The organism is Pseudomonas sp. URMO17WK12:I11 (assembly GCF_007677725.1).
In the GTDB taxonomy this organism is placed as follows: domain Bacteria; phylum Pseudomonadota; class Gammaproteobacteria; order Pseudomonadales; family Pseudomonadaceae; genus Aquipseudomonas.
In genome coordinates this window covers 136,704-155,791 of sequence record NZ_VEDF01000003.1, presented here as the reverse complement: position 1 = coordinate 155,791, position 19,088 = coordinate 136,704, and the positions used below count along the sequence as shown (strand labels likewise).

Below are 19,088 nucleotides of genomic sequence, written 5' to 3'. Positions count from 1 at the left end.
CAGAGTCTAACCAGCCGTCCTGGCCGGGATGTCACGAACCCGAGCGGGTATGTCACCGACCGGTGACATACTCAGTCGCTGCCCCGTGGCAGGTGCAGCGTGACCCGCAAGCCGCCCTCGCGCAGGTTGAGCAAACTCACCTCGCCGCCATGACTATGGGCGATGTTGCGTGCGATACCCAGGCCCAGGCCGTAGCCCTGCTGCTGCCCGGCCAGGCGAAAATGCGGCTCGAACACCTGCTCCATCTGCTGTTGCGGCACCCCAGGCCCCTGGTCGTCGACCTGCAGGACGAAGCCCTCGGCACTGTCGATGATGCGCAGACGCGCCCGCTGGCCGTACTTGATGGCATTGTCGATCAGGTTGCCAATACAGCGGCGTAACGCCAGGGGCTTACCCGGATACGGCGCCAGCGCACGCCCTTCGACGGTGATGCGGCCGTCGCCCAGATAGGGTTCGGCGAGGATCTCCAGCACCTGGTTGAGGTCGACCGGTTCGATGTTTTCGTGGATGTCGGTGTCCTTGACGCATTGCAGCGCGCCCTTGACCAACAACTCCAGCTCGTCCAGGTCCTGGCTGAACTTGGCCTGCAGACGTTCGTCGTCGAGCAGCTCGACGCGCAGGCGCAAGCGCGTAATCGGCGTACGCAGGTCGTGGGAAATGGCGCTGAACAGTTGCGCACGCTCGGTCAGGTAGCGGCTGATGCGCTCGCGCATGCTGTTGAACGCGCGGCCTACCTCGACCACCTCACTGCCCCCGCCTTCAGGCACTGGCGCAACATCGGCACCCAGCGACAGATCGCGCGCAGCCCGCGCCAGGCGTTTGAGCGGCCAGCTCTGCCAGTGCACCAGCAAGCCGATGAACAGCAGCAACAGTGCCGTGGTGAGCACGATGAAGCCGATCTGCTGGCGCGGCAAGCGCTCGGCTTCCAGGCTGGTGTAGGGCTCTGGCATCAACGAAGCGATGTACAGCCACTCGCCCTCGCCCAGGCGGATCTGGGTCACCAGCACAGGCGGGTTGAGCGGTTCGAGGGTCAGCGAATAATGCGCCCAGGAGCGTGGCAGCTCATCGAGCTTCAGGCCGCTGTTGAAAATACGCAGGTCGTCGGGGCCGACGAACTCGACGGAAATCTCCACCTGAGGACCGAGGCGCTCGCGTAGCACCTGCTGGAACACCTCGATCACCGCCTGCTTGCGCGGGGTGACCGGGAGCAGCGGCATATCCAGCGGCTTGTCGTTGAGCGACACGAAGAACCGCGTCCCGCCCATGCTGCGCAGCTGGTCGAGCACCATGGGCCGATACGCTACCGGCAGCGAGCGAAAATAGCTGACGCTGGCGCTCATCGAATGGGCCAGGCTTGCAGCACTGGCGCGCAGCCCTTGCACCTGGCTGGCGCGCAGTTGCGCGACCCAGATGAAGCTCGACAACCCCTGGGCCAGCAGCACCACGAGCAAGGTCAGCAGCAGCATGCGCCCGAGCAGCGAGCGTGGCAGCAAGCGCCAGCGCCGCTCAGCCCGCGCAGCAGACATGGGCTGCCAGCAGGTAACCACTGCCACGCACGGTACGGATCAGCCGCGGCGGTTTGTCGGTGTCGCGCAGCCGTTGGCGCAGGCGACTGACCGCCATGTCGACGATGCGGTCCAGCGGCATCGGCTCGCGGCCACGGGTGGCATTGCCGATGGTGTCGCGGTCGAGAATCTGCTGCGGGTGATCGAGAAACAGCTTGAGCAGGGCGAAGTCGGCACCGGACAAAATCACCTCTTCGCCATCACGGTGGAACAGCCGGTGGCTGATGGTATCCAGTCGCCAGTCATCGAAGGCCAGCACGGCACTGGCTGGCGCCGCCTGGCCGAACTCGCTGCGGCGCAGCAGGGCCTTGATGCGCGCCTGCAGTTCACGCGGGCTGAAGGGTTTGCCCAGGTAGTCATCGGCGCCCAGTTCCAGGCCGATGACGCGATCGGCTTCATCGGAGCTGGCGGTGAGCATGATGATCGGTACCCGTGACTGGCGTGGATGCTGGCGCACCCAGCGGCACAGGCTGAAGCCGTCTTCGTCGGGCAGCATGACGTCGAGGATCATCAGGTCGCAGGGCATGTTTTCTAGGGCGCGGCGAAAGCCCTTGCCATCGGCTTCGGCGTGCACCTGGAAGCCGGCGCGGCTCAGGTAGGTTTGCAGCAGTTCACGAATTTCCCGATCGTCGTCGACCATCAGGATGGATTTTCCGGCAGTGCTCAAGGTGTCCCGCCCTCTTGTTTTCGCAGGTCTTCGTCGCCTGCTTGGTCAAAGGGGCTGCGCTGCGGCCCCCGATCAATCGTGCAGCGTCTGCTGTAATGCCACCCCCGCGCCCAGCAGTCCAGAGAATTCTGCGGTGACCAGCCACACCGGCACGCCGGCGAAGTAACCACTCATGCAACCTTTGTCGGCGAAGCTGGTGGCAAAGCCGCTGCGCAGAAACAATTCGGCGAAGCGCGGAATGACGCCGCCGACAATATAAACCCCGCCACGCGCGCCCAGGGTCAGGACATTGTTACCGGCCACGCGCCCGAGGAAGCGACAGAACTGCTCGACCACCGCCAGCGCCCGCGGCTCGCCGCCCAGGGCCGCATCGGTGATCTGCGCCGGGGTCTGGTGTCGCGGTGTGTCGCCATCGATGACGCACATGGCCTGGTACAGACGCACCAGCCCGCCACCACTGAGTACGGTCTCGGCACTGACATGCCCGATCTGGCCATGGATCTGCTGATGGATCGCCGCTTCACGGGCATTGCCCACCGGCAGGTCGACATGCCCGCCTTCGCCGGGCAGCGCCTGCCAGCGCCGTTCGCCCACGCGCAGCAGCGAGCCTACGCCCAGCCCGGTGCCCGGGCCAATCACCAAGGCCGGACGCAACGGATCGGCCTGGCCTGGACACACCTCGCGGTACTCGCCCTGGCGCAGCCGGGTCATGCCCAGCGCCATGGCGGTGAAATCGTTGATCAATACCAGGTGCTCGACCTGCAGCCTGCTGCAAAAGGCGCTGCGGCTCAGCCGCCAGTGGTTGTTGGTGAAGCGAAATTCATCGCCGTCGACCGGGCCTGCCACCGCCAGGCAGACCGCCCTGAGTTGACCACGGACGATGCCGTGGCCTTCGAGGTAGGTTTCGATGGCTTGCTCGGGACTGGTGTAGTCCGCCGTCGCAAAGACCTGGACTTCATGCAGCTGATTGTCACGCCACACAGCAAAACGGGCATTGGTGCCACCGATGTCGCCAACCAGCAGGTCCTTCATTTGAGGTTCTCCAGAGCCGAGGTGAAGGCGCTCGCGCCCTGCTCGGCCGGGCTGAACGCCATGCGCATGAAGCCGAACAGCTCACGGCCGCAGCCCAGGTCGTTGCCCTGGGGCGCGGCTGGCAGGTCACGACTGGCCAGCTCTTCGGCCGACACCATCACCTGCAACGTGCCTTCGACGCCATCGACCCGTACCCTATCACCATCGCGCAATCTTGCCAGCGGCCCACCATCGAACGCTTCCGGGCAGACATGAATGGCCGCCGGGATCTTGCCCGAAGCGCCCGACATGCGCCCGTCGGTCACCAGCGCCACCTGGTAGCCGCGGTCCTGCAGCACGCCCAGGTAAGGCGTCAGCTTGTGCAGCTCGGGCATGCCGTTGCAGCGCGGGCCCTGGAAGCGCACCACGGCCACGAAATCGCACTCCAGGTCGCCGGCCTTGAACGCCTCGGCCAACGACTGCTGATCGTGGAAGATCCGTGCCGGAGCCTCGACCACTCGGTGCTCCGGCGCCACCGCCGATACCTTCATCACGCCGCGGCCCAGGTTGCCTTGCATGACGCGCAACCCGCCCTCGGCCGAGAACGGCCGCGCCACTGGGCGCAGGATGGTCTCATCGAGACTCTGCTGCGGGCCTTCGCGCCATACCAGTTTGCCATTATCGAGGAACGGCTCCTGGGTGTAGCGGCGCAGGCCATGACCGGCCACGGTGTTGACGTCCTCATGCAGCAACCCGGCATCGAGCAGCTCGCGGATCAGGAACGCCATGCCGCCGGCAGCCTGGAAGTGGTTGATGTCGGCCTTGCCGTTGGGGTAGACGTGGGACAGGGTCGGCACCACTTCGGAGAGTTCGGCCATGTCCTGCCAGGTGAGCTGAATACCCGCCGCCTGGGCGATCGCCGGGATGTGCAGGGTGTGGTTGGTCGAGCCCCCAGTGGCATGCAGGGCGACGATGGCGTTGACCAGGGCCTTTTCATCGACGATTTCACCCAGCGGCATGAAGTTGCCGCTGGCTTTGGTCATGCGCGTGACCTGCTGCGCCGCCTCGGCGGTCAGGGCATCGCGCAGCGGCGTATAGGGGTTGACGAACGAGGCGCCTGGCAGGTGCAGGCCCATTACTTCCATGACCAACTGGTTGGTGTTGGCGGTGCCGTAGAAGGTGCAGGTGCCGGGGCTGTGGTAGGAGTTCATTTCCGACTCCAGCAACTCCTCGCGGCTGGCCTTGCCCTCGGCATAGCGCTGGCGCACGTCGGCCTTCTGCTTGTTGGAGATGCCCGAGACCATCGGCCCGCCGGGTACGAACACGGTCGGCAGGTGACCGAAACGCAACGCCCCCATCATCAGGCCAGGCACGATCTTGTCGCAGATGCCCAGCATTAGGGCGGCGTCGAACATGTTGTGCGACAGGGCAACGGCGGTAGACATGGCGATCACTTCGCGGCTGGCGATGGCCAGCTCCATGCCCGGTTCGCCCTGGGTGACACCATCGCACATGGCCGGCACCCCGCCAGCGAACTGGCCGACCGAACCGACGTCGCGCAGCGCCTGTTTGATCTGTTCGGGGAAGTGCAGGTAGGGCTGGTGGGCCGAAAGCATGTCGTTGTAGGCCGAGACGATGGCGACGTTGGCCGCGTTCATCAGGCGCAGGGTCTGCTTGTCGTCGCTGCCACAACCCGCCACGCCGTGGGCGAAGTTGGCGCATTGCAGGCTGGCCCGCATGGGTCCGTCACTGGCCGCGCCACGAATCAGCTGCAGGTAGCGTTCGCGGGTGGCACGGCTGCGTTCGATCAGCCGTTGGGTGACCTCAAGGATGCGCGGGTGCATGTACTGGACTCCAGGCTATGGGTAAGGGCGGTTTGCCAGGCGTTTCCCCTTCCAGCGAATGCCGCCTAGGCTCAAGGCAGGGGCGGGTCGCAGCGTCAGGAAAGGCGGTGCGCCTAACCGCTCGTTGTATATTTAAACAAAATACTGCCATCAAAAAGGCTTGTTTTCTATCGGAGAGTGAATAATCTTGTAATTCCAACAACAAAACCGTTTCAGTGAAGCTACTTTGTGCCACAGGTTTCACTTCGACCGCCAGAGGTACTGCCATGACTCTACGTATCGCCATCAACGGATTCGGCCGCATTGGTCGCAACGTCCTGCGCGCACTGTATACCCAAGGCTACCGCCAAGACCTTCAGGTCGTCGCCATCAACGACTTGGGCGACAGTGCGATGAACGCTCACCTGCTCAAATATGACAGCGTGCACGGCGCGTTCGATGCACAGGTCGAAGCCGATCATGAAAGCCTGACGGTCAACGGTGACCGAATCGCCGTGAGCGCCATCCGCAATCCTGCCGAGTTGCCGTGGAAAGCCGAAGCGATCGACGTGGTGTTCGAGTGCACCGGGCTGTTCACCGAGCGCGCCAAGGCTGCTGCGCATCTGGCCGCCGGCGCCGGCAAGGTGATCGTCTCGGCGCCGGGCAAAGGCGTCGATGCAACCGTGGTCTACGGCGTCAACCACGATATTCTGCGCGCCTCGCACCAGGTGATTTCCAACGCGTCGTGCACCACCAACTGCCTGGCACCGATCGCCCAGGTGTTGCACCGCGAGTTCGGCATCGAACAGGGGCTGATGACCACCATTCACGCCTACACCAACGACCAGGTGCTGACCGATGTCTACCACAGCGACCCCTACCGTGCCCGCTCGGCGACCCAGTCGATGATCCCCAGCAAGACCGGCGCCGCCGAGGCGGTTGGCCTGGTGCTACCGGAATTGGCCGGCAAACTCACCGGCATGGCGGTGCGGGTGCCGGTCATCAATGTGTCGTTGGTCGATCTGACGGTGAACCTCAAGCGCGAAGCGACTGCCGAGCAGGTCAATCAAGTGTTCCTGGAGGCGAGCAGGCATTCCAAGGTGCTGGGCTACAATGCCCTGCCACTGGTGTCATGCGACTTCAACCACAACCCGCTGTCGTCGATCTTCGATGCCAATCACACCCGAGCAGAGGGTCGCATGGTCAAGGTCCTGGCCTGGTATGACAACGAGTGGGGGTTCTCCAACCGCATGTTGGATAACTGCCTGGCACTGGCACACGCCAAGTAGGCTGGGCGACCCAAAGATTTTCCAGGGCTGGAAGGCTCGAGCGCCGCCTGGGTGGCGCTTGGTCGGCCCTGCAGCCGCGTTACGATCTTTACCTTTTGCTAACACATCCGCGCTTGACCTGATGATCAGATGATAAGCATTATCATTAGCTTTTCATCGGTCAGGTTTCCCCGTGAGTCAGTCCCGGTTCAACGCTGTCTTCGTCACTCAGCGCCTGTCGCTGCTGCGTACCTTGCAGCGCATGGTGAGCAACCCCAGCACCGCTGAGGACCTGCTGCAGGAAACCTACCTCAGGGTATCGCGGGCCTTGCGCGAGCGCCCAGTGGAACATCTCGAACCTTTCGTCTTCCAGACCGCACGCAACCTCGCCCTGGACCACCTGCGCAGTCGCCGCGCACAGGCGCGCATGCTGGTCGACGATGTGCCCGAGGAGGTCCTGCACAATGTCGCCGCGCCGTTGGGCAGCAGCGAAGACGCCGCACACGCCGAGCAATTGCTCAAGCAGCTGAGCGTCAGCCTCAATCAATTGACTGAGCGCCAACGGCGCATTTTCATGCTCAGCCGTGTGCATGGCGCCAGCTACCAGGAGATCGCCGAACAGCTCAAGGTCTCGCCAAGCACGGTGCAAAAGGAGCTGAAGCTGATCATGGCGATCTGCATGGGTGTGGCCGAGCGCCTGCGCTGAGCCGACCGCTGGCCCTGGAGATGCGGCGCAGCCCTTGCCATGCCCGGCGCAAGCCTTGATGATTCGCAAAAACCTGCAAGGACCCACTGTGACCGACTGCCCCGTGCCTCGCCCAACCGCCAGCGAGCCCGACGCCCGCGCCCGCGCGCTGGACGAGGCACTGGACTGGCTGCTGCGCCTGCAAGGCGCCAGCAGCGCCGACACCCTTGCCTTCGAGCAGTGGCTCAGCGCAGCGCCCGAGAACGCCGAAGCCTACGTTCAGGCCGAGGCCTTGTGGAACGGCGCACCGCTGCGTCAGGCGGCTGTGCAGCTGCAGCAACGGCAGCGCCGCTCCCTGCGCGGCCGCCTGCGCGCCTACCGCAAGCCGCTGGCTGCCGCCGCCGTGCTGCTGATCGGGCTGGTGAGCTTCGGCAACCTGCCAGTGCGCCTGCAGGCCGATCACCTGACCGTGGTCGGCGAACGGCAGCGCCTTTCGCTCGACGGCGGCGCCCAGGTGCTGCTCAATACCGACTCGGCGTTTGCCAGTGACCAGCGCAGTGGAAGACAAGTGGCGCGCCTGCTGCAAGGTGAAGCGTACTTCCAGGTGCCGGGCGGTGCGCAGCCTGCGTTGGAAGTCCGAGCTGGCCCGCTGCGGGCGCAGGTCCGCGATACCGATTTTGCCGTGCGCTACCTCGACGGCGAGACCCAGGTCCGCGTGCAACGCGGCGACGTCGACCTGCAAGGCAACCGCGACCAGCGTATCCGTCTGCGCGCCGGCGAGAGCATCAGCGTCGGCCCGCAGGGTTTTGGCCAACGTCAACGCCCAGACATGCACAAGGACCTGGCCTGGATCGATGGTCGCCTGGTGTTCGAGAACTGCCCAATGAGCCAGGTGCTGGCCGAACTTCGGCGCTACTACCCTGGCTGGATCATCAACCACAACAGCCACCTCGAAGACATGGCGGTCACCGGCAACTACCGCCTCGATCAGCCGCTGGAAACCTTGCGGGCACTGGCGCACATCACCTCGGCGCAGCTGCATGAGTTTCCTGCCGTGGTCATCATCAATTGAGCTGAAGGTTTTTTTACGCGATTGCGCAGCCTCATGCGTCTCGTTATAGCCAATGCAACTGATTCTTGTTCATACCAAGATCGGTCAACACCTATAACAGTTCGCGCGACAGGGAGCGCTTTCGATGTCCACAGGTTCGTCTCGCCCAACCACCTTTCCCCGCCGTACCGGGCAACTGTCGCTGCTGACCCTGGCGTTACTTGCCAGCGGCGCCTGCAGCTTGCCGGTGCTGGCTGCTCAGCCGGCCGAGGCCAGCAGCCCGCGCATGGGCGCCTACCGCTTCGACATCGGCCAGCAACCGCTGGTCGATGCGATCAACGCGTTTAGTCAGATCACCGGCTGGCAGGTCGGTTTCAGCGCCGAGCTGGCCAGCGGCATCGCCTCGCCCGGGGTACGCGGATCGCTCCCGCCCGATGCCGCGCTCAAGCGCCTGCTGCAAGGAACCGGGCTTGGGGTGCGCAAGATCGGCGATGCCAATGTGGTGCTCGAGCGCCAAGCGCCGGGCAACGTCGTGGCCCTGCAACAACTCACCGTCAGCGCCACCCGCAGCGCCCAGGACGTTACCCTGGTGCCCAGCACCGTGAGCGTGCAGACCCGTGAGCAACTGGACCGGCAGAACGTCAACGACATCCACGCACTGGTGCGCTATGAACCAGGCGTTTCCGTCGCCGGCACCGGTCAGCGCAGCGGTCTAAATGGCTATAACATTCGCGGGATCGATGGCGAGCGGGTGCTGACGCAGATCGACGGCGTATCGATCCCGGACAGCTTCTTCTACGGGCCCTATGCCCAGACCCAGCGCAACTATGTCGACCCCGAGATCGTCAAACGCGTGGAGATCCTCCGTGGCCCCGCTTCGGTGCTGTACGGCAGCAACGCCATCGGCGGCGCGGTCAGCTACTTCACCCTCGACCCAGAAGACATCATCAAGCCGGGCAAAGACGTCGGCGCTCGTCTGAAGACTGGCTACAGCTCGGCCGACGACAGCTGGCTGAAATCGGCCAGCGTGGCAGGGCGCCAAGGCGAGTTCGACGGGCTGTTGCACCTGAGCCGGCGCGACGGGCACGAAACGGAGTCTTACGGCGGCCACGGCGGCACGGGGCTGTCGCGCACCGAGGCCAATCCGGAAGATGCGCGGACCACCAATGTGCTGGCCAAACTGGGTTGGGATTACGCCGATGAGGCGCGTCTGGCCCTGACTTACGAGCGCTACAAGGATGACCGCGACCAGAATGTCCTCAGCGCCGTGGGTGGGCCGTTCATTCCCGGTTTCAGGGCGATGGATTACTACAAAGCGCGAAGCGGCAACGATACCGTGACCCGCGAACGCTTCGGCATCCTTCATGATTTGGCTGTGGATACGCAGTTTGCCGATCATATCAAGTGGAGTCTCAACTACCAGATCGCCAAGACCGACCAACGCACCGAAGAGCTTTATTCGCCTCCGGGGCGCCAGGTGTTGCGCACTCGCGATACCACATACAAAGATCGCCAGTGGGTGTTCGACGCTCAACTGGACAAAGCCTTCAGCATCGGCGAGAGCGACCATCTGCTGACCTATGGCACCACCCTCAAGCACGAGAAGGTCACCGGCTCGCGCAGCGGTAATGGCGTGTGCGTGGCGGTCAGTGGCGCTTGCCGCGCGATTGGCCAGGTAAGCGGCACCGATGTGCAGGCGCAGGTCAGCGACTTCCCGGACCCGACGATCAATACCTACAGCCTGTTCGCCCAGGATGAGATCCGCTGGAACGACTGGACCTTCCTGCCCGGCGCTCGCTACGACTACACGCGCATGCAACCGAAATTCACCGACGCATTTCTGCGTGGCATCCAAGGCTCGGGGGCGGCGCCCGGTAGCATCGACGATGCCGACAAGACCTGGCACCGCGTTTCACCCAAGTTCGGCGCGACCTACAGCTTGGACGAGCACCACACCTGGTACGCTCAGTACGCCGAAGGCTTCCGCACGCCGACCGCCAAGTCCATGTACGGCCGCTTCGACAACCCGACGCTCGGCTACAGCGTGCGCGGCAATCCAGGCCTTGAGCCTGAGAAAAGCAAAAGCTACGAAACCGGACTGCGTGGCAATTTCGACGCGGGGCACTTCGACGTCGCGGTGTTCTACAACAAGTACCGCGACTTCATCGACGAAGATGCGGTGCAGTCGGCCAACCTGCAAACCACCTTCCAGGCCAACAACATCAAGCACGCCACCATCAAGGGCGCCGAGGTCAAGGGTCGCCTGAACCTCGATCACTTCGGTGCGCCGCAGGGCTGGTACACCCAAGGCGCCATCGCCTATGCCAATGGCCGCAACGACGACAACGGCCAGCCCCTCAATAGCGTCAACCCACTGACCGGGGTGTTTGGCCTCGGCTACGAGCAGGCGCAGTATGGCGGTCTGCTGAGCTGGACCCTGGTCAAGCGCAAGACCCGGGTCGACGACACCACGTTCTTCGCTCCGGATGGTCAGAGCACGCAGTTCCGCACACCGGGCTATGGCGTGCTCGACCTGAGCGGCTTCTACAAGGTGACCGAAGGCGTCACTGTCAACGCCGGCCTGTACAACCTCACCGACAAGAAATACTGGCAATGGGATTCGGTGCGTGGCTATGACGGCCAGGGCGAGGCCGCCGTGACCCAGCCGGCCAACCTCGACCGCCTGACCCTGCCGGGTCGCAATTTCGCCATCAATGTGGTGTGGGATATCTGACCGCGGCACCGGCCCTTGCGCAGCATCAGCGCCGCACAAGGGCCGCTGATACAAGCCCGTACACCCGTTTTTACGGTCCGAGCCCCGTTGTTTCGTCTCGTCACTAGACGCCCTCATTCACCAAGGACATTCTCATGACCGACCGCCCTGCCCTGCGCTCGCAACGTCTGAACCAGGTCACCCACGCTCCGCACGCGGAGCTGGACGCCCTGGTCAAAGCCCACGCCCCGTTCGAAAGCCGCGACAGCTTCGCCCGCTTCGTCGCCGCCCAATACCTGTTCCAGGCCGAACTCAAGGCGCTTTATAACGACCCGCAACTGATCGCCATCGTCCCGGACCTGGCCGAGCGTTGCCGGGCCGAGCAGGCGTGCCTGGACCTGGCCGACCTCAACAGCGAGGTGCCTGCCCCGGTGGCAGGCGCCCTGCACAATCCGTCACTGGCTGAAGCGTTGGGCTGGATCTTCGTCTCTGAAGGCTCCAAACTTGGCGCTGCGTTTCTGATCAAGCGCGCAGTGGCGTTGGGGCTGTCCGACAGCTTCGGCGCGCGGCACCTGGGCGAGCCGCCGGCAGGGCGTGCCGAAGGCTGGAAGCAGTTCACTCGAATCCTTGACGGCCTGGCGCTGTCGCCCGAGCAGGACGCTGCCGCCGAACGCGGTGCAGTGGCCGCCTTCGAGCGCTTCACCGAATTGCTCAAGCACGCCTATGCTGCAACACCGGCGCTGGCCTGAAACGCCCCCAAGCGGCCACCTCTTCGGTGGCCGAACGCTTTTGCAGTGAGACCATGACCCAACCTGCACGCTCGAAGATTTCCCGCCTGCTGTACGGCATCCTGGCCTACCTGAGCCTGGGCATCGGCCTGGTCGCCATCGTCATTCCGGGCCTGCCGACCACCGAATTCATCCTGCTCGCCGCCTGGGCCGCAACCCGTAGTTCGCCGCGCTTGTCCGCCTGGCTGGAAAACCACCGGCTGTTCGGGCCGATTCTCTACAACTGGCGCAATGGCAAGGTGATTCAGCGCCGCGCCAAGGTCAGTGCGACCCTGAGTATGCTGCTGTGTGCCTGCTTGATGCTGGCCTTTCTCGAACACCACTGGCCGGTGTTTCTCGCCATTACTGGCATGACCCTGGGCAATCTGTGGATCTGGTCGCGTCCGGAACGTGCCGCCCCTGCCCCGTCACAAGCTCAGCAGCCCTGAAAACAACAGGTAGGCGGCCAGTGCCGCACCGGCCAGCACCGCGGCGAAGATCAGCTTTTCCCATCCGCTGAACACGGCTTGCCCTTGCTCGTGCTTGGCCCGGGCAAACAGGATCACCCCGGGCGCGTAGAGCAGCGCCGACAGCAGCAGGTACTTGAGCCCCCCGGCGTACAGCAGCCATAGCGCATACACCAGCGCCAGCACCGCCACCAGCAGGTCCTTGCGCCGCAGCCGTGGCTGGGCCTGGTAGCCTTCGCCGCGCCAGGCCAGCAGCAGCGCATAAGCCGCCGACCACAGGTAGGGCACCAGAATCATCGACGATGCCAGGTAGATCAGGCTGGTATAGGTGCCGGCAGACACCAGGGTGATCAACAGAAAGCCCTGGATCATGCTGTTGGTCAGCCACAGCGCGTTGGCCGGTACGTGGTTGGTGTTTTCCTTGGCCAGAAACCGCGGCATGGTCTTGTCACGGGCGGTGGCGTAGAGGATTTCGGCGCACAACAGCGCCCATGACAGTAGCGCTCCGAGCAACGACACTGCCAGGCCAACGCTGATCAACAACGCCCCCCAGGGCCCGACGATATGCTCCAGCACCGAGGCCAGCGACGGATTCTGCAACTGCGCGAGTTCAGGCTGGGTCATGACCCCGAGCGATAGCACGTTGACCAGCACCAGAAGCGCCAGCACGCCCAGAAAGCCGATCACGGTGGCCTTGCCCACATCCGCACGGCGCTGCGCGCGCCCCGAGTACACGCTGGCGCCTTCGATGCCAATGAACACGAAGACGGTCACCAGCATCATGTTGCGTACCTGATCCAGCACATTGCCGAACTGCGGATTGCTCAGGCCCCAGATATCGCGGGTGAAGATGTCGGCGCGAAAGGCGAATGCGGCAATCACGATGAATATCAGCAGCGGCACCACCTTGGCGACCGTGGTCACCTGGTTGATGAACGCAGCCTCCTTGATACCGCGCAGAACCAGGAAATGCACCGCCCACAGCAGCAAGGAGGCGCAGCCGATGGCCACCGGGGTGTTGCCTTCGCCGAATACCGGAAAGTAGAACCCCAAGGTGCTGAACAGCAGCACGAAATAGCCGACGTTGCCCAACCAGGCACTGATCCAGTAACCCCAGGCCGAAGAAAAGCCCATGTAGTCGCCGAAGCCTGCCTTGGCGTAGGCGTATACGCCCGAATCGAGCTCAGGCTTGCGATTGGCCAAGGTCTGGAACACGAAGGCCAGGGCCAGCATGCCGACCGCCGTGATCGCCCAACCGATCAGCACGGCGCCAACGTCGGCGCGCGCTGCCATGTTCTGCGGCAGCGAGAAAATACCGCCGCCAATCATCGAGCCGACCACCAGCGCGATCAATGCGCCCAATCGCAGCTTGTGTCCCGGTTCGCTCATGAACTCGCCTTTGTCATGGTCTGTCACCCGATTGCAACAGCCGAAGCGCTTTAATAGCCCGAACTGCGCAAAGAAGTTAGGACATTAAAGCTATAGCACTCATAACTAGTTTGTCTAACGGCCGCACCTGATAAAAATGTCAGTTGTACGCGCTGACAAAACCGCTCTAATAAAACTCATTAATTTTTAGCGGCGGTTTGCGAAGCCGTCAAAAGCAGCTAGCTTCATAAGTCCGCAGGCTAAACAGAGCGTTTGCTCTAGAAGGACAGGGAGGTGCCAGTGATCCGGCCTGCAGCCCAGCAGTCGGCACTCTCCAGGAGTCGCGTGAGGGAATATTCCTACTTCACGCTCCCGTGGACTGACCCAGATCAGATCACGGCATCGGCAACAGCGTTAGCCTGTTGTCAACTTTCTCCTGGCAGGAGTTGTTAAATGTCTGAATCTTCCGGAAAACTAAAGCTTGGCGCGTTAGTTGCGCTGGTGGTCGGTTCGATGATTGGCGGCGGTATTTTTTCGTTACCGCAAAACATGGCCGCCAGCGCTGGAGTCGGTGCGGTGCTGATCGGTTGGGCCATCACCGCAGTTGGCATGTTGACCCTGGCCTTCGTGTTCCAGACCCTGGCTAACCGCAAACCTGACCTGGATGGCGGTGTGTATGCCTATGCCAAGGCCGGTTTCGGTGACTACATGGGTTTCTCGTCCGCCTGGGGCTACTGGATCAGCGCCTGGCTGGGCAACGTCGGTTATTTCGTCCTGCTGTTCAGCACCCTGGGCTACTTCTTCCCACTCTTTGGCGAGGGCAACACGCCGGCGGCGATCATTGGCGCCTCGATCCTGCTATGGGCCGTGCACTTTCTGGTGCTGCGCGGGATCAAGGAAGCCGCCTTCATCAACCTGGTCACCACGGTGGCCAAGGTCGTGCCGCTGGTGCTGTTCGCGCTGATCTGCCTGTTCGCCTTCAGGCTCGACATCTTCACTGCCGACATCTGGGGCCTGGGCACGCCAGAGCTGGGCAGCGTGATGAACCAGGTGCGCAACATGATGCTGGTCACCGTCTGGGTGTTCATCGGCATCGAGGGGGCAAGCATCTTCTCGTCACGGGCGGAAAAACGCTCGGACGTGGGCAAGGCTACGGTCATCGGCTTCATCACCGTGCTGTTGTTCCTGGTACTGGTCAACGTGTTGTCGCTGGGCATCATGACTCAGCCAGAGCTGGCTGGCCTGCAGAACCCATCGATGGCCGCGGTGCTGGAACACGTGGTCGGGCATTGGGGCGCGGTGTTGATCAGCGTCGGCTTGATCATCTCGCTGCTCGGGGCGCTGCTGTCGTGGGTGCTGCTGTGCGCGGAGATCATGTTCGCCGCCGCCAAGGATCACACCATGCCGGAGTTCCTGCGCCGCGAAAACGCCAATCAGGTGCCGGCCAACGCGCTGTGGCTGACCAACGCCATGGTGCAGATCTTCCTGATCATCACCTTGTTCTCCAGCAGTACCTACTTATCGCTGATCTACCTGGCGACCTCGATGATCCTGGTGCCGTATCTGTGGTCGGCGGCCTACGCGTTCCTGCTGGCCCTGCGCAGCGAAACCTATGAGCAAGCCCTGGCCGAACGCAAGAAAGACCTGTTCATCGGCGCCATCGCCCTGGCCTACGCCATCTGGCTGCTGTACGCCGGCGGCGTGAAATACCTGCTGCTCTCGGCCCTGCTGTATGCCCCCGGCGCGATCCTGTTCGCCAAGGCCAAGCGCGAAGTGGGCCAGCCGATCTTCACCCAGGTGGAAAAGCTGATCTTCGCCGCCGTGGTCATCGGTGCCCTGGTGGCAGCCTACGGCCTGTACGACGGCTTCCTTACCCTCTGAACCCCGTTTTCGCTTACTTGGAGGAATGAAAATCATGTCCGCTGAAAAGTCCGCTGAAAAACAGAAGTACGGTGTCCACTCCGAAGCCGGCAAGCTGCGCAAGGTGATGGTCTGCGCCCCAGGCCTTGCACACAAGCGCCTGACCCCGAGCAACTGCGACGAGCTGCTGTTCGATGACGTGATCTGGGTCGACCAGGCCAAGCGCGATCATTTCGACTTCGTCACAAAGATGCGCGAACGCGGGGTCGAGGTGCTGGAAATGCACAACCTGCTGACCGACATCGTTCAGCAGCCCGCGGCGCTGAACTGGATCCTCGAGCGCAAGATCACCGACGATACCGTCGGCGTGGGTTTGCGTAACGAGGTGCACAGCTGGCTGGGAAGCCTGGAGCCGCGTCATCTGGCCGAATTCCTGATCGGCGGGGTCGCAGGCCAGGATCTGCCACAAAGCGAAAGCGCCGATGTGGTCAAGATGTACAACGAATACCTGGGCCACTCCAGCTTCATCCTGCCGCCGCTGCCCAACACCCAGTTCACCCGTGACACCACCTGCTGGATCTACGGCGGTGTAACGCTGAACCCGATGTACTGGCCGGCACGCCGCCAGGAAACCTTGCTCACCACTGCTATCTACAAGTTCCACCCGCAGTTCACCAACGCCGATTTCGAAATCTGGTACGGCGACCCGGACAAGGAGCATGGCCAATCCACCCTCGAAGGCGGTGACGTGATGCCAATCGGCAATGGCATCGTGCTCATCGGCATGGGCGAACGTACCTCGCGCCAGGCCATCGGCCAATTGGCCCGCAACCTGTTCGCCAAAGGCGCAGTGCGCGAAGTGGTAGTCGCCGGTCTGCCGAAGTCGCGCGCAGCCATGCACCTGGACACCGTATTCAGCTTCTGCGACCGCGACCTGGTGACGGTCTTCCCGGAAGTGGTCAAGGACATCGTGCCGTTCATCATCCGCCCAGATGAAAGCAAGCCTTACAGCATGGACGTGCGCCGCGAGCACAAGTCGTTCATCGACGTGGTGGGCGAACGGCTCGGGGTCCAGCTGCGCGTCGTCGAGACCGGTGGCAACAGCTTCGCCGCCGAACGCGAACAGTGGGATGACGGCAACAACGTGGTAGCCCTGGAGCCCGGCGTGGTCATCGGCTACGACCGTAACACCTATACCAACACCCTGCTGCGCAAAGCCGGTATCGAAGTCATCACCATCAGTGCCGGCGAACTGGGCCGCGGCCGTGGCGGCGGCCACTGCATGACCTGCCCGATCGTGCGCGACCCCATCGATTACTAACGTCCATCACGCCCGGCCGCACCTACCCGGTGGCGGCCGGGACATCACCGAATCCAAGGAGAACTGTCATGGCGTTCAATATTCACAATCGCAACCTGCTCAGCCTCGAACACCACACCACCCGCGAGCTCAAGTACCTGCTGGACCTGTCCCGCGACCTCAAGCGGGCCAAGTACACCGGTACCGAACAGCAGCACCTCAAAGGCAACAACATCGCCTTGATCTTCGAAAAAACCTCGACCCGCACCCGCTGCGCGTTCGAAGTCGCCGCCTACGATCAAGGCGCCAACGTGACCTACATCGACCCGAACTCCTCGCAGATCGGCCACAAGGAAAGCATGAAGGACACCGCCCGCGTGCTCGGGCGCATGTACGACGCCATCGAGTACCGTGGCTTCAAGCAGGAGATCGTCGAGGAACTGGCCAAATTCGCCGGCGTTCCGGTGTTCAATGGCCTGACCGATGAGTACCACCCGACCCAGATGATCGCCGACGTGCTGACCATGCGCGAACACAGCGACAAGCCGCTGCACGACATCAGCTACGCCTACCTGGGCGACGCGCGCAACAACATGGGTAATTCGTTGCTGCTGATCGGCGCCAAGCTGGGCATGGATGTGCGCATCGCCGCGCCCAAGGACCTGTGGCCGCACGATGACCTGGTGCAGCGCTGCAAGCAGTACGCCGAAGAAAGCGGCGCGCGCATCACCCTGACTGAAGACGCCAAGGCGGCGGTCAAGGGCGTCGACTTCATCCATACCGACGTCTGGGTGTCGATGGGCGAGCCGATCGAAGCCTGGGGCGAGCGCATCAAGCTGCTCAAGCCTTACCAGGTGAACAAGGAGCTGATGAAAGCCAGCGGCAACCCACGTACCAAGTTCATGCACTGCCTGCCAGCCTTCCACAACTCCGAGACCAAGGTCGGCAAGCAGATCGCCGAGCAATATCCGGACCTGGCCAACGGTATCGAGGTGACTGACGACGTGTTCGAGTCGCCAGCCTGCATCGCCTTCGAGCAGGCGGAAAACCGCATGCACACCATCAAGGCCATCCTCGTATCGACCCTGGCCGACCTCTGACCACTGCTGCGCGTGGCAAGCTGCGAGCGGCAAGACACAGCGCGCGCAGCCTGCCGCTTGCAGCTCCTGCAAAGGACATTTCCCATGCGTATCGTTGTTGCATTGGGCGGCAACGCCCTGCTGCGTCGCGGCGAACCCATGACCGCTGACAATCAGCGAGCCAATATCCGTACCGCCACCGAGCAGATCGCCAAGATCCACCCGGGCAACCAATTGGTCATTGCCCATGGCAACGGCCCCCAGGTGGGTCTGCTGGCCCTGCAAGGGCTGTCCTACAAGCCTGACGAGGCCTATCCGCTGGACGTGCTGGGCGCTGAGACCGAGGGCATGATCGGCTACATGATCGAACAGGAACTGGGCAACCTGCTGGACTTCGAAGTGCCGTTCGCTACCCTGCTCACCCAGGTGGAGGTCGACGCCAATGATCCAGCGTTCAAGGACCCCAGCAAGTTCATCGGCCCGGTCTACGGCAAGGAAGAAGCCGAACGCTTGGCCAAGGATAAAGGCTGGGTAGTCAAGGCCGACGGCGACAAGTACCGCCGCGTGGTTGCCAGCCCAAAACCCAAGCGCATCTTCGAAATCCGCCCGATCAAGTGGTTGCTGGAGAAAGGCAGTATCGTGATCTGTGCCGGTGGTGGCGGTATTCCCACCCTGTACGATGAAACCCGGAAGCTCAAAGGCATCGAGGCGGTGATCGACAAGGACCTCTGCTCGGCACTGTTGGCCGAGCAGCTGGAAGCCGACCTGCTGGTCATCGCCACCGACGTCGATGCCGCCTACATCGACTGGGGCAAGCCGACGCAGAAGGCCATCGCCCAGGCTCACCCTGAGGAACTCGAGCGTCTGGGCTTCGCAGCAGGGTCAATGGGGCCGAAGGTACAGGCGGCGTGTGATTTCGCACGTCACACCGGCAAGGTGGCAGTGATCAGCTCGCTGGAGAATATCGAACACATCGTCAAAGGCACTGCGGGAACTCGGGTGAGCACCGAAAAGCCGGGCATCAGCTACCGTTGAATGCACTGGGCGGGCTCGCCAGGGCCCGCCAATTCAATTTATCCGAGGAGTCTGCCATGGCAAAGTTTGAACCAGGCCACGTGCACATCGAACGCACCGCGCTGAACAACAGCGATCACAGCTATGACCTGACCATCGAGTACAAAGCGGTCACCGATGACAAGGAAGGACGGGGCATCGCGTTCCACATGCATGGCAGCATCGAAGGCCAGCCGGTGGATGAACAGTATTTCCTGGCCAAGGATCAGGTGCTGCCAAGCTTTCTGATGGTGCTCAGCCGCAAGGCTCAACACTACCTCACCCCACCGAAAAAATTCGAAACCCTGGCCTCGCCACACAAGATCTACGATGCGATGTTCGAAGACATCCGGCAGAAACTGGAGGTGAAGTCCGGCGACCCGATCAAACCTGAACATCTGCAGTGATTTG

The 19,088-nt window shown here is 62.9% G+C and carries 16 protein-coding genes; 11 read left to right on the top strand and 5 right to left on the bottom strand.

Annotated features, from left to right (window positions below; genetic code table 11):
* Positions 1 to 71: 71 nt before the first annotated feature.
* The 4 genes from FS665_RS06970 to edd form a co-directional block, all read right to left on the bottom strand.
* The gene (locus FS665_RS06970; RefSeq protein ID WP_145185362.1) at positions 72 to 1,526 is read right to left on the bottom strand and encodes an ATP-binding protein; all 1,455 of its coding nucleotides are present in this window, start codon (positions 1,524 to 1,526) and stop codon (positions 72 to 74) included.
* A complete protein-coding gene (gene gltR, locus FS665_RS06965; RefSeq protein WP_145185360.1) occupies positions 1,507 to 2,232 on the bottom strand; it encodes a two-component system response regulator GltR in 726 nt (241 codons plus the stop codon). The genes FS665_RS06970 and gltR overlap by 20 nt, the downstream gene beginning before the upstream one ends.
* 72 nt (positions 2,233 to 2,304) lie before the next feature.
* The gene (locus FS665_RS06960; protein ID WP_145185357.1) at positions 2,305 to 3,264 is read right to left on the bottom strand and encodes a glucokinase; all 960 of its coding nucleotides are present in this window, start codon (positions 3,262 to 3,264) and stop codon (positions 2,305 to 2,307) included.
* Positions 3,261 to 5,087 (bottom strand): phosphogluconate dehydratase, encoded by a 1,827-nt coding sequence (gene edd / locus FS665_RS06955; RefSeq protein WP_145185354.1) that lies wholly within the window; start codon positions 5,085 to 5,087, stop codon positions 3,261 to 3,263. Before edd ends, FS665_RS06960 begins: the two co-directional genes overlap by 4 nt.
* A 266-nt stretch (positions 5,088 to 5,353) precedes the next feature.
* Here edd and gap point away from each other — a divergent pair, with 266 nt between their 5' ends.
* From gap to FS665_RS06925, 6 genes are all read left to right on the top strand, one after another.
* Positions 5,354 to 6,355 (top strand): type I glyceraldehyde-3-phosphate dehydrogenase, encoded by a 1,002-nt coding sequence (gene gap, locus FS665_RS06950; protein WP_145185351.1) that lies wholly within the window; start codon positions 5,354 to 5,356, stop codon positions 6,353 to 6,355.
* Between the two features lie 172 nt (positions 6,356 to 6,527).
* Positions 6,528 to 7,040, top strand: a complete 513-nt coding sequence (locus FS665_RS06945; protein ID WP_145185348.1) for an RNA polymerase sigma factor — start codon at positions 6,528 to 6,530, stop codon at positions 7,038 to 7,040.
* Between the two features lie 88 nt (positions 7,041 to 7,128).
* Complete coding sequence (locus FS665_RS06940; protein ID WP_145185345.1) at positions 7,129 to 8,091, top strand: FecR domain-containing protein; 963 nt, start codon at positions 7,129 to 7,131, stop codon at positions 8,089 to 8,091.
* A gap of 124 nt (positions 8,092 to 8,215) precedes the next feature.
* On the top strand, positions 8,216 to 10,804 hold the full coding sequence (locus FS665_RS06935) for a TonB-dependent receptor (RefSeq protein WP_145185342.1): 2,589 nt from the start codon (positions 8,216 to 8,218) through the stop codon (positions 10,802 to 10,804).
* 134 nt (positions 10,805 to 10,938) lie between these two features.
* The gene (locus tag FS665_RS06930; RefSeq protein ID WP_145185339.1) at positions 10,939 to 11,532 is read left to right on the top strand and encodes a biliverdin-producing heme oxygenase; all 594 of its coding nucleotides are present in this window, start codon (positions 10,939 to 10,941) and stop codon (positions 11,530 to 11,532) included.
* 53 nt (positions 11,533 to 11,585) lie between these two features.
* Complete coding sequence (locus tag FS665_RS06925; RefSeq protein WP_145185336.1) at positions 11,586 to 11,999, top strand: YbaN family protein; 414 nt, start codon at positions 11,586 to 11,588, stop codon at positions 11,997 to 11,999.
* Here the strand turns inward: FS665_RS06925 and arcD (FS665_RS06920) are convergent.
* Complete coding sequence (arcD, locus tag FS665_RS06920; protein WP_145185333.1) at positions 11,979 to 13,406, bottom strand: arginine-ornithine antiporter; 1,428 nt, start codon at positions 13,404 to 13,406, stop codon at positions 11,979 to 11,981. The genes FS665_RS06925 and arcD (FS665_RS06920) overlap by 21 nt on opposite strands.
* Before the next feature lie 432 nt (positions 13,407 to 13,838).
* On the opposite strand from arcD (FS665_RS06920), the gene arcD (FS665_RS06915) reads away from it, so the two are divergent.
* From arcD (FS665_RS06915) to FS665_RS06895, 5 genes are all read left to right on the top strand, one after another.
* A complete protein-coding gene (gene arcD / locus FS665_RS06915) occupies positions 13,839 to 15,266 on the top strand; it encodes an arginine-ornithine antiporter (protein ID WP_145185330.1) in 1,428 nt (475 codons plus the stop codon).
* A gap of 34 nt (positions 15,267 to 15,300) precedes the next feature.
* A complete protein-coding gene (gene arcA / locus FS665_RS06910; RefSeq protein ID WP_145185327.1) occupies positions 15,301 to 16,566 on the top strand; it encodes an arginine deiminase in 1,266 nt (421 codons plus the stop codon).
* Between the two features lie 68 nt (positions 16,567 to 16,634).
* The gene (locus FS665_RS06905; RefSeq protein WP_145185324.1) at positions 16,635 to 17,645 is read left to right on the top strand and encodes an ornithine carbamoyltransferase; all 1,011 of its coding nucleotides are present in this window, start codon (positions 16,635 to 16,637) and stop codon (positions 17,643 to 17,645) included.
* 84 nt (positions 17,646 to 17,729) lie between these two features.
* The gene (gene arcC, locus FS665_RS06900; protein ID WP_145185321.1) at positions 17,730 to 18,659 is read left to right on the top strand and encodes a carbamate kinase; all 930 of its coding nucleotides are present in this window, start codon (positions 17,730 to 17,732) and stop codon (positions 18,657 to 18,659) included.
* A 56-nt stretch (positions 18,660 to 18,715) separates the two neighbouring features.
* On the top strand, positions 18,716 to 19,084 hold the full coding sequence (locus FS665_RS06895) for a DUF5064 family protein (RefSeq protein WP_145185318.1): 369 nt from the start codon (positions 18,716 to 18,718) through the stop codon (positions 19,082 to 19,084).
* Positions 19,085 to 19,088: the final 4 nt, after the last annotated feature.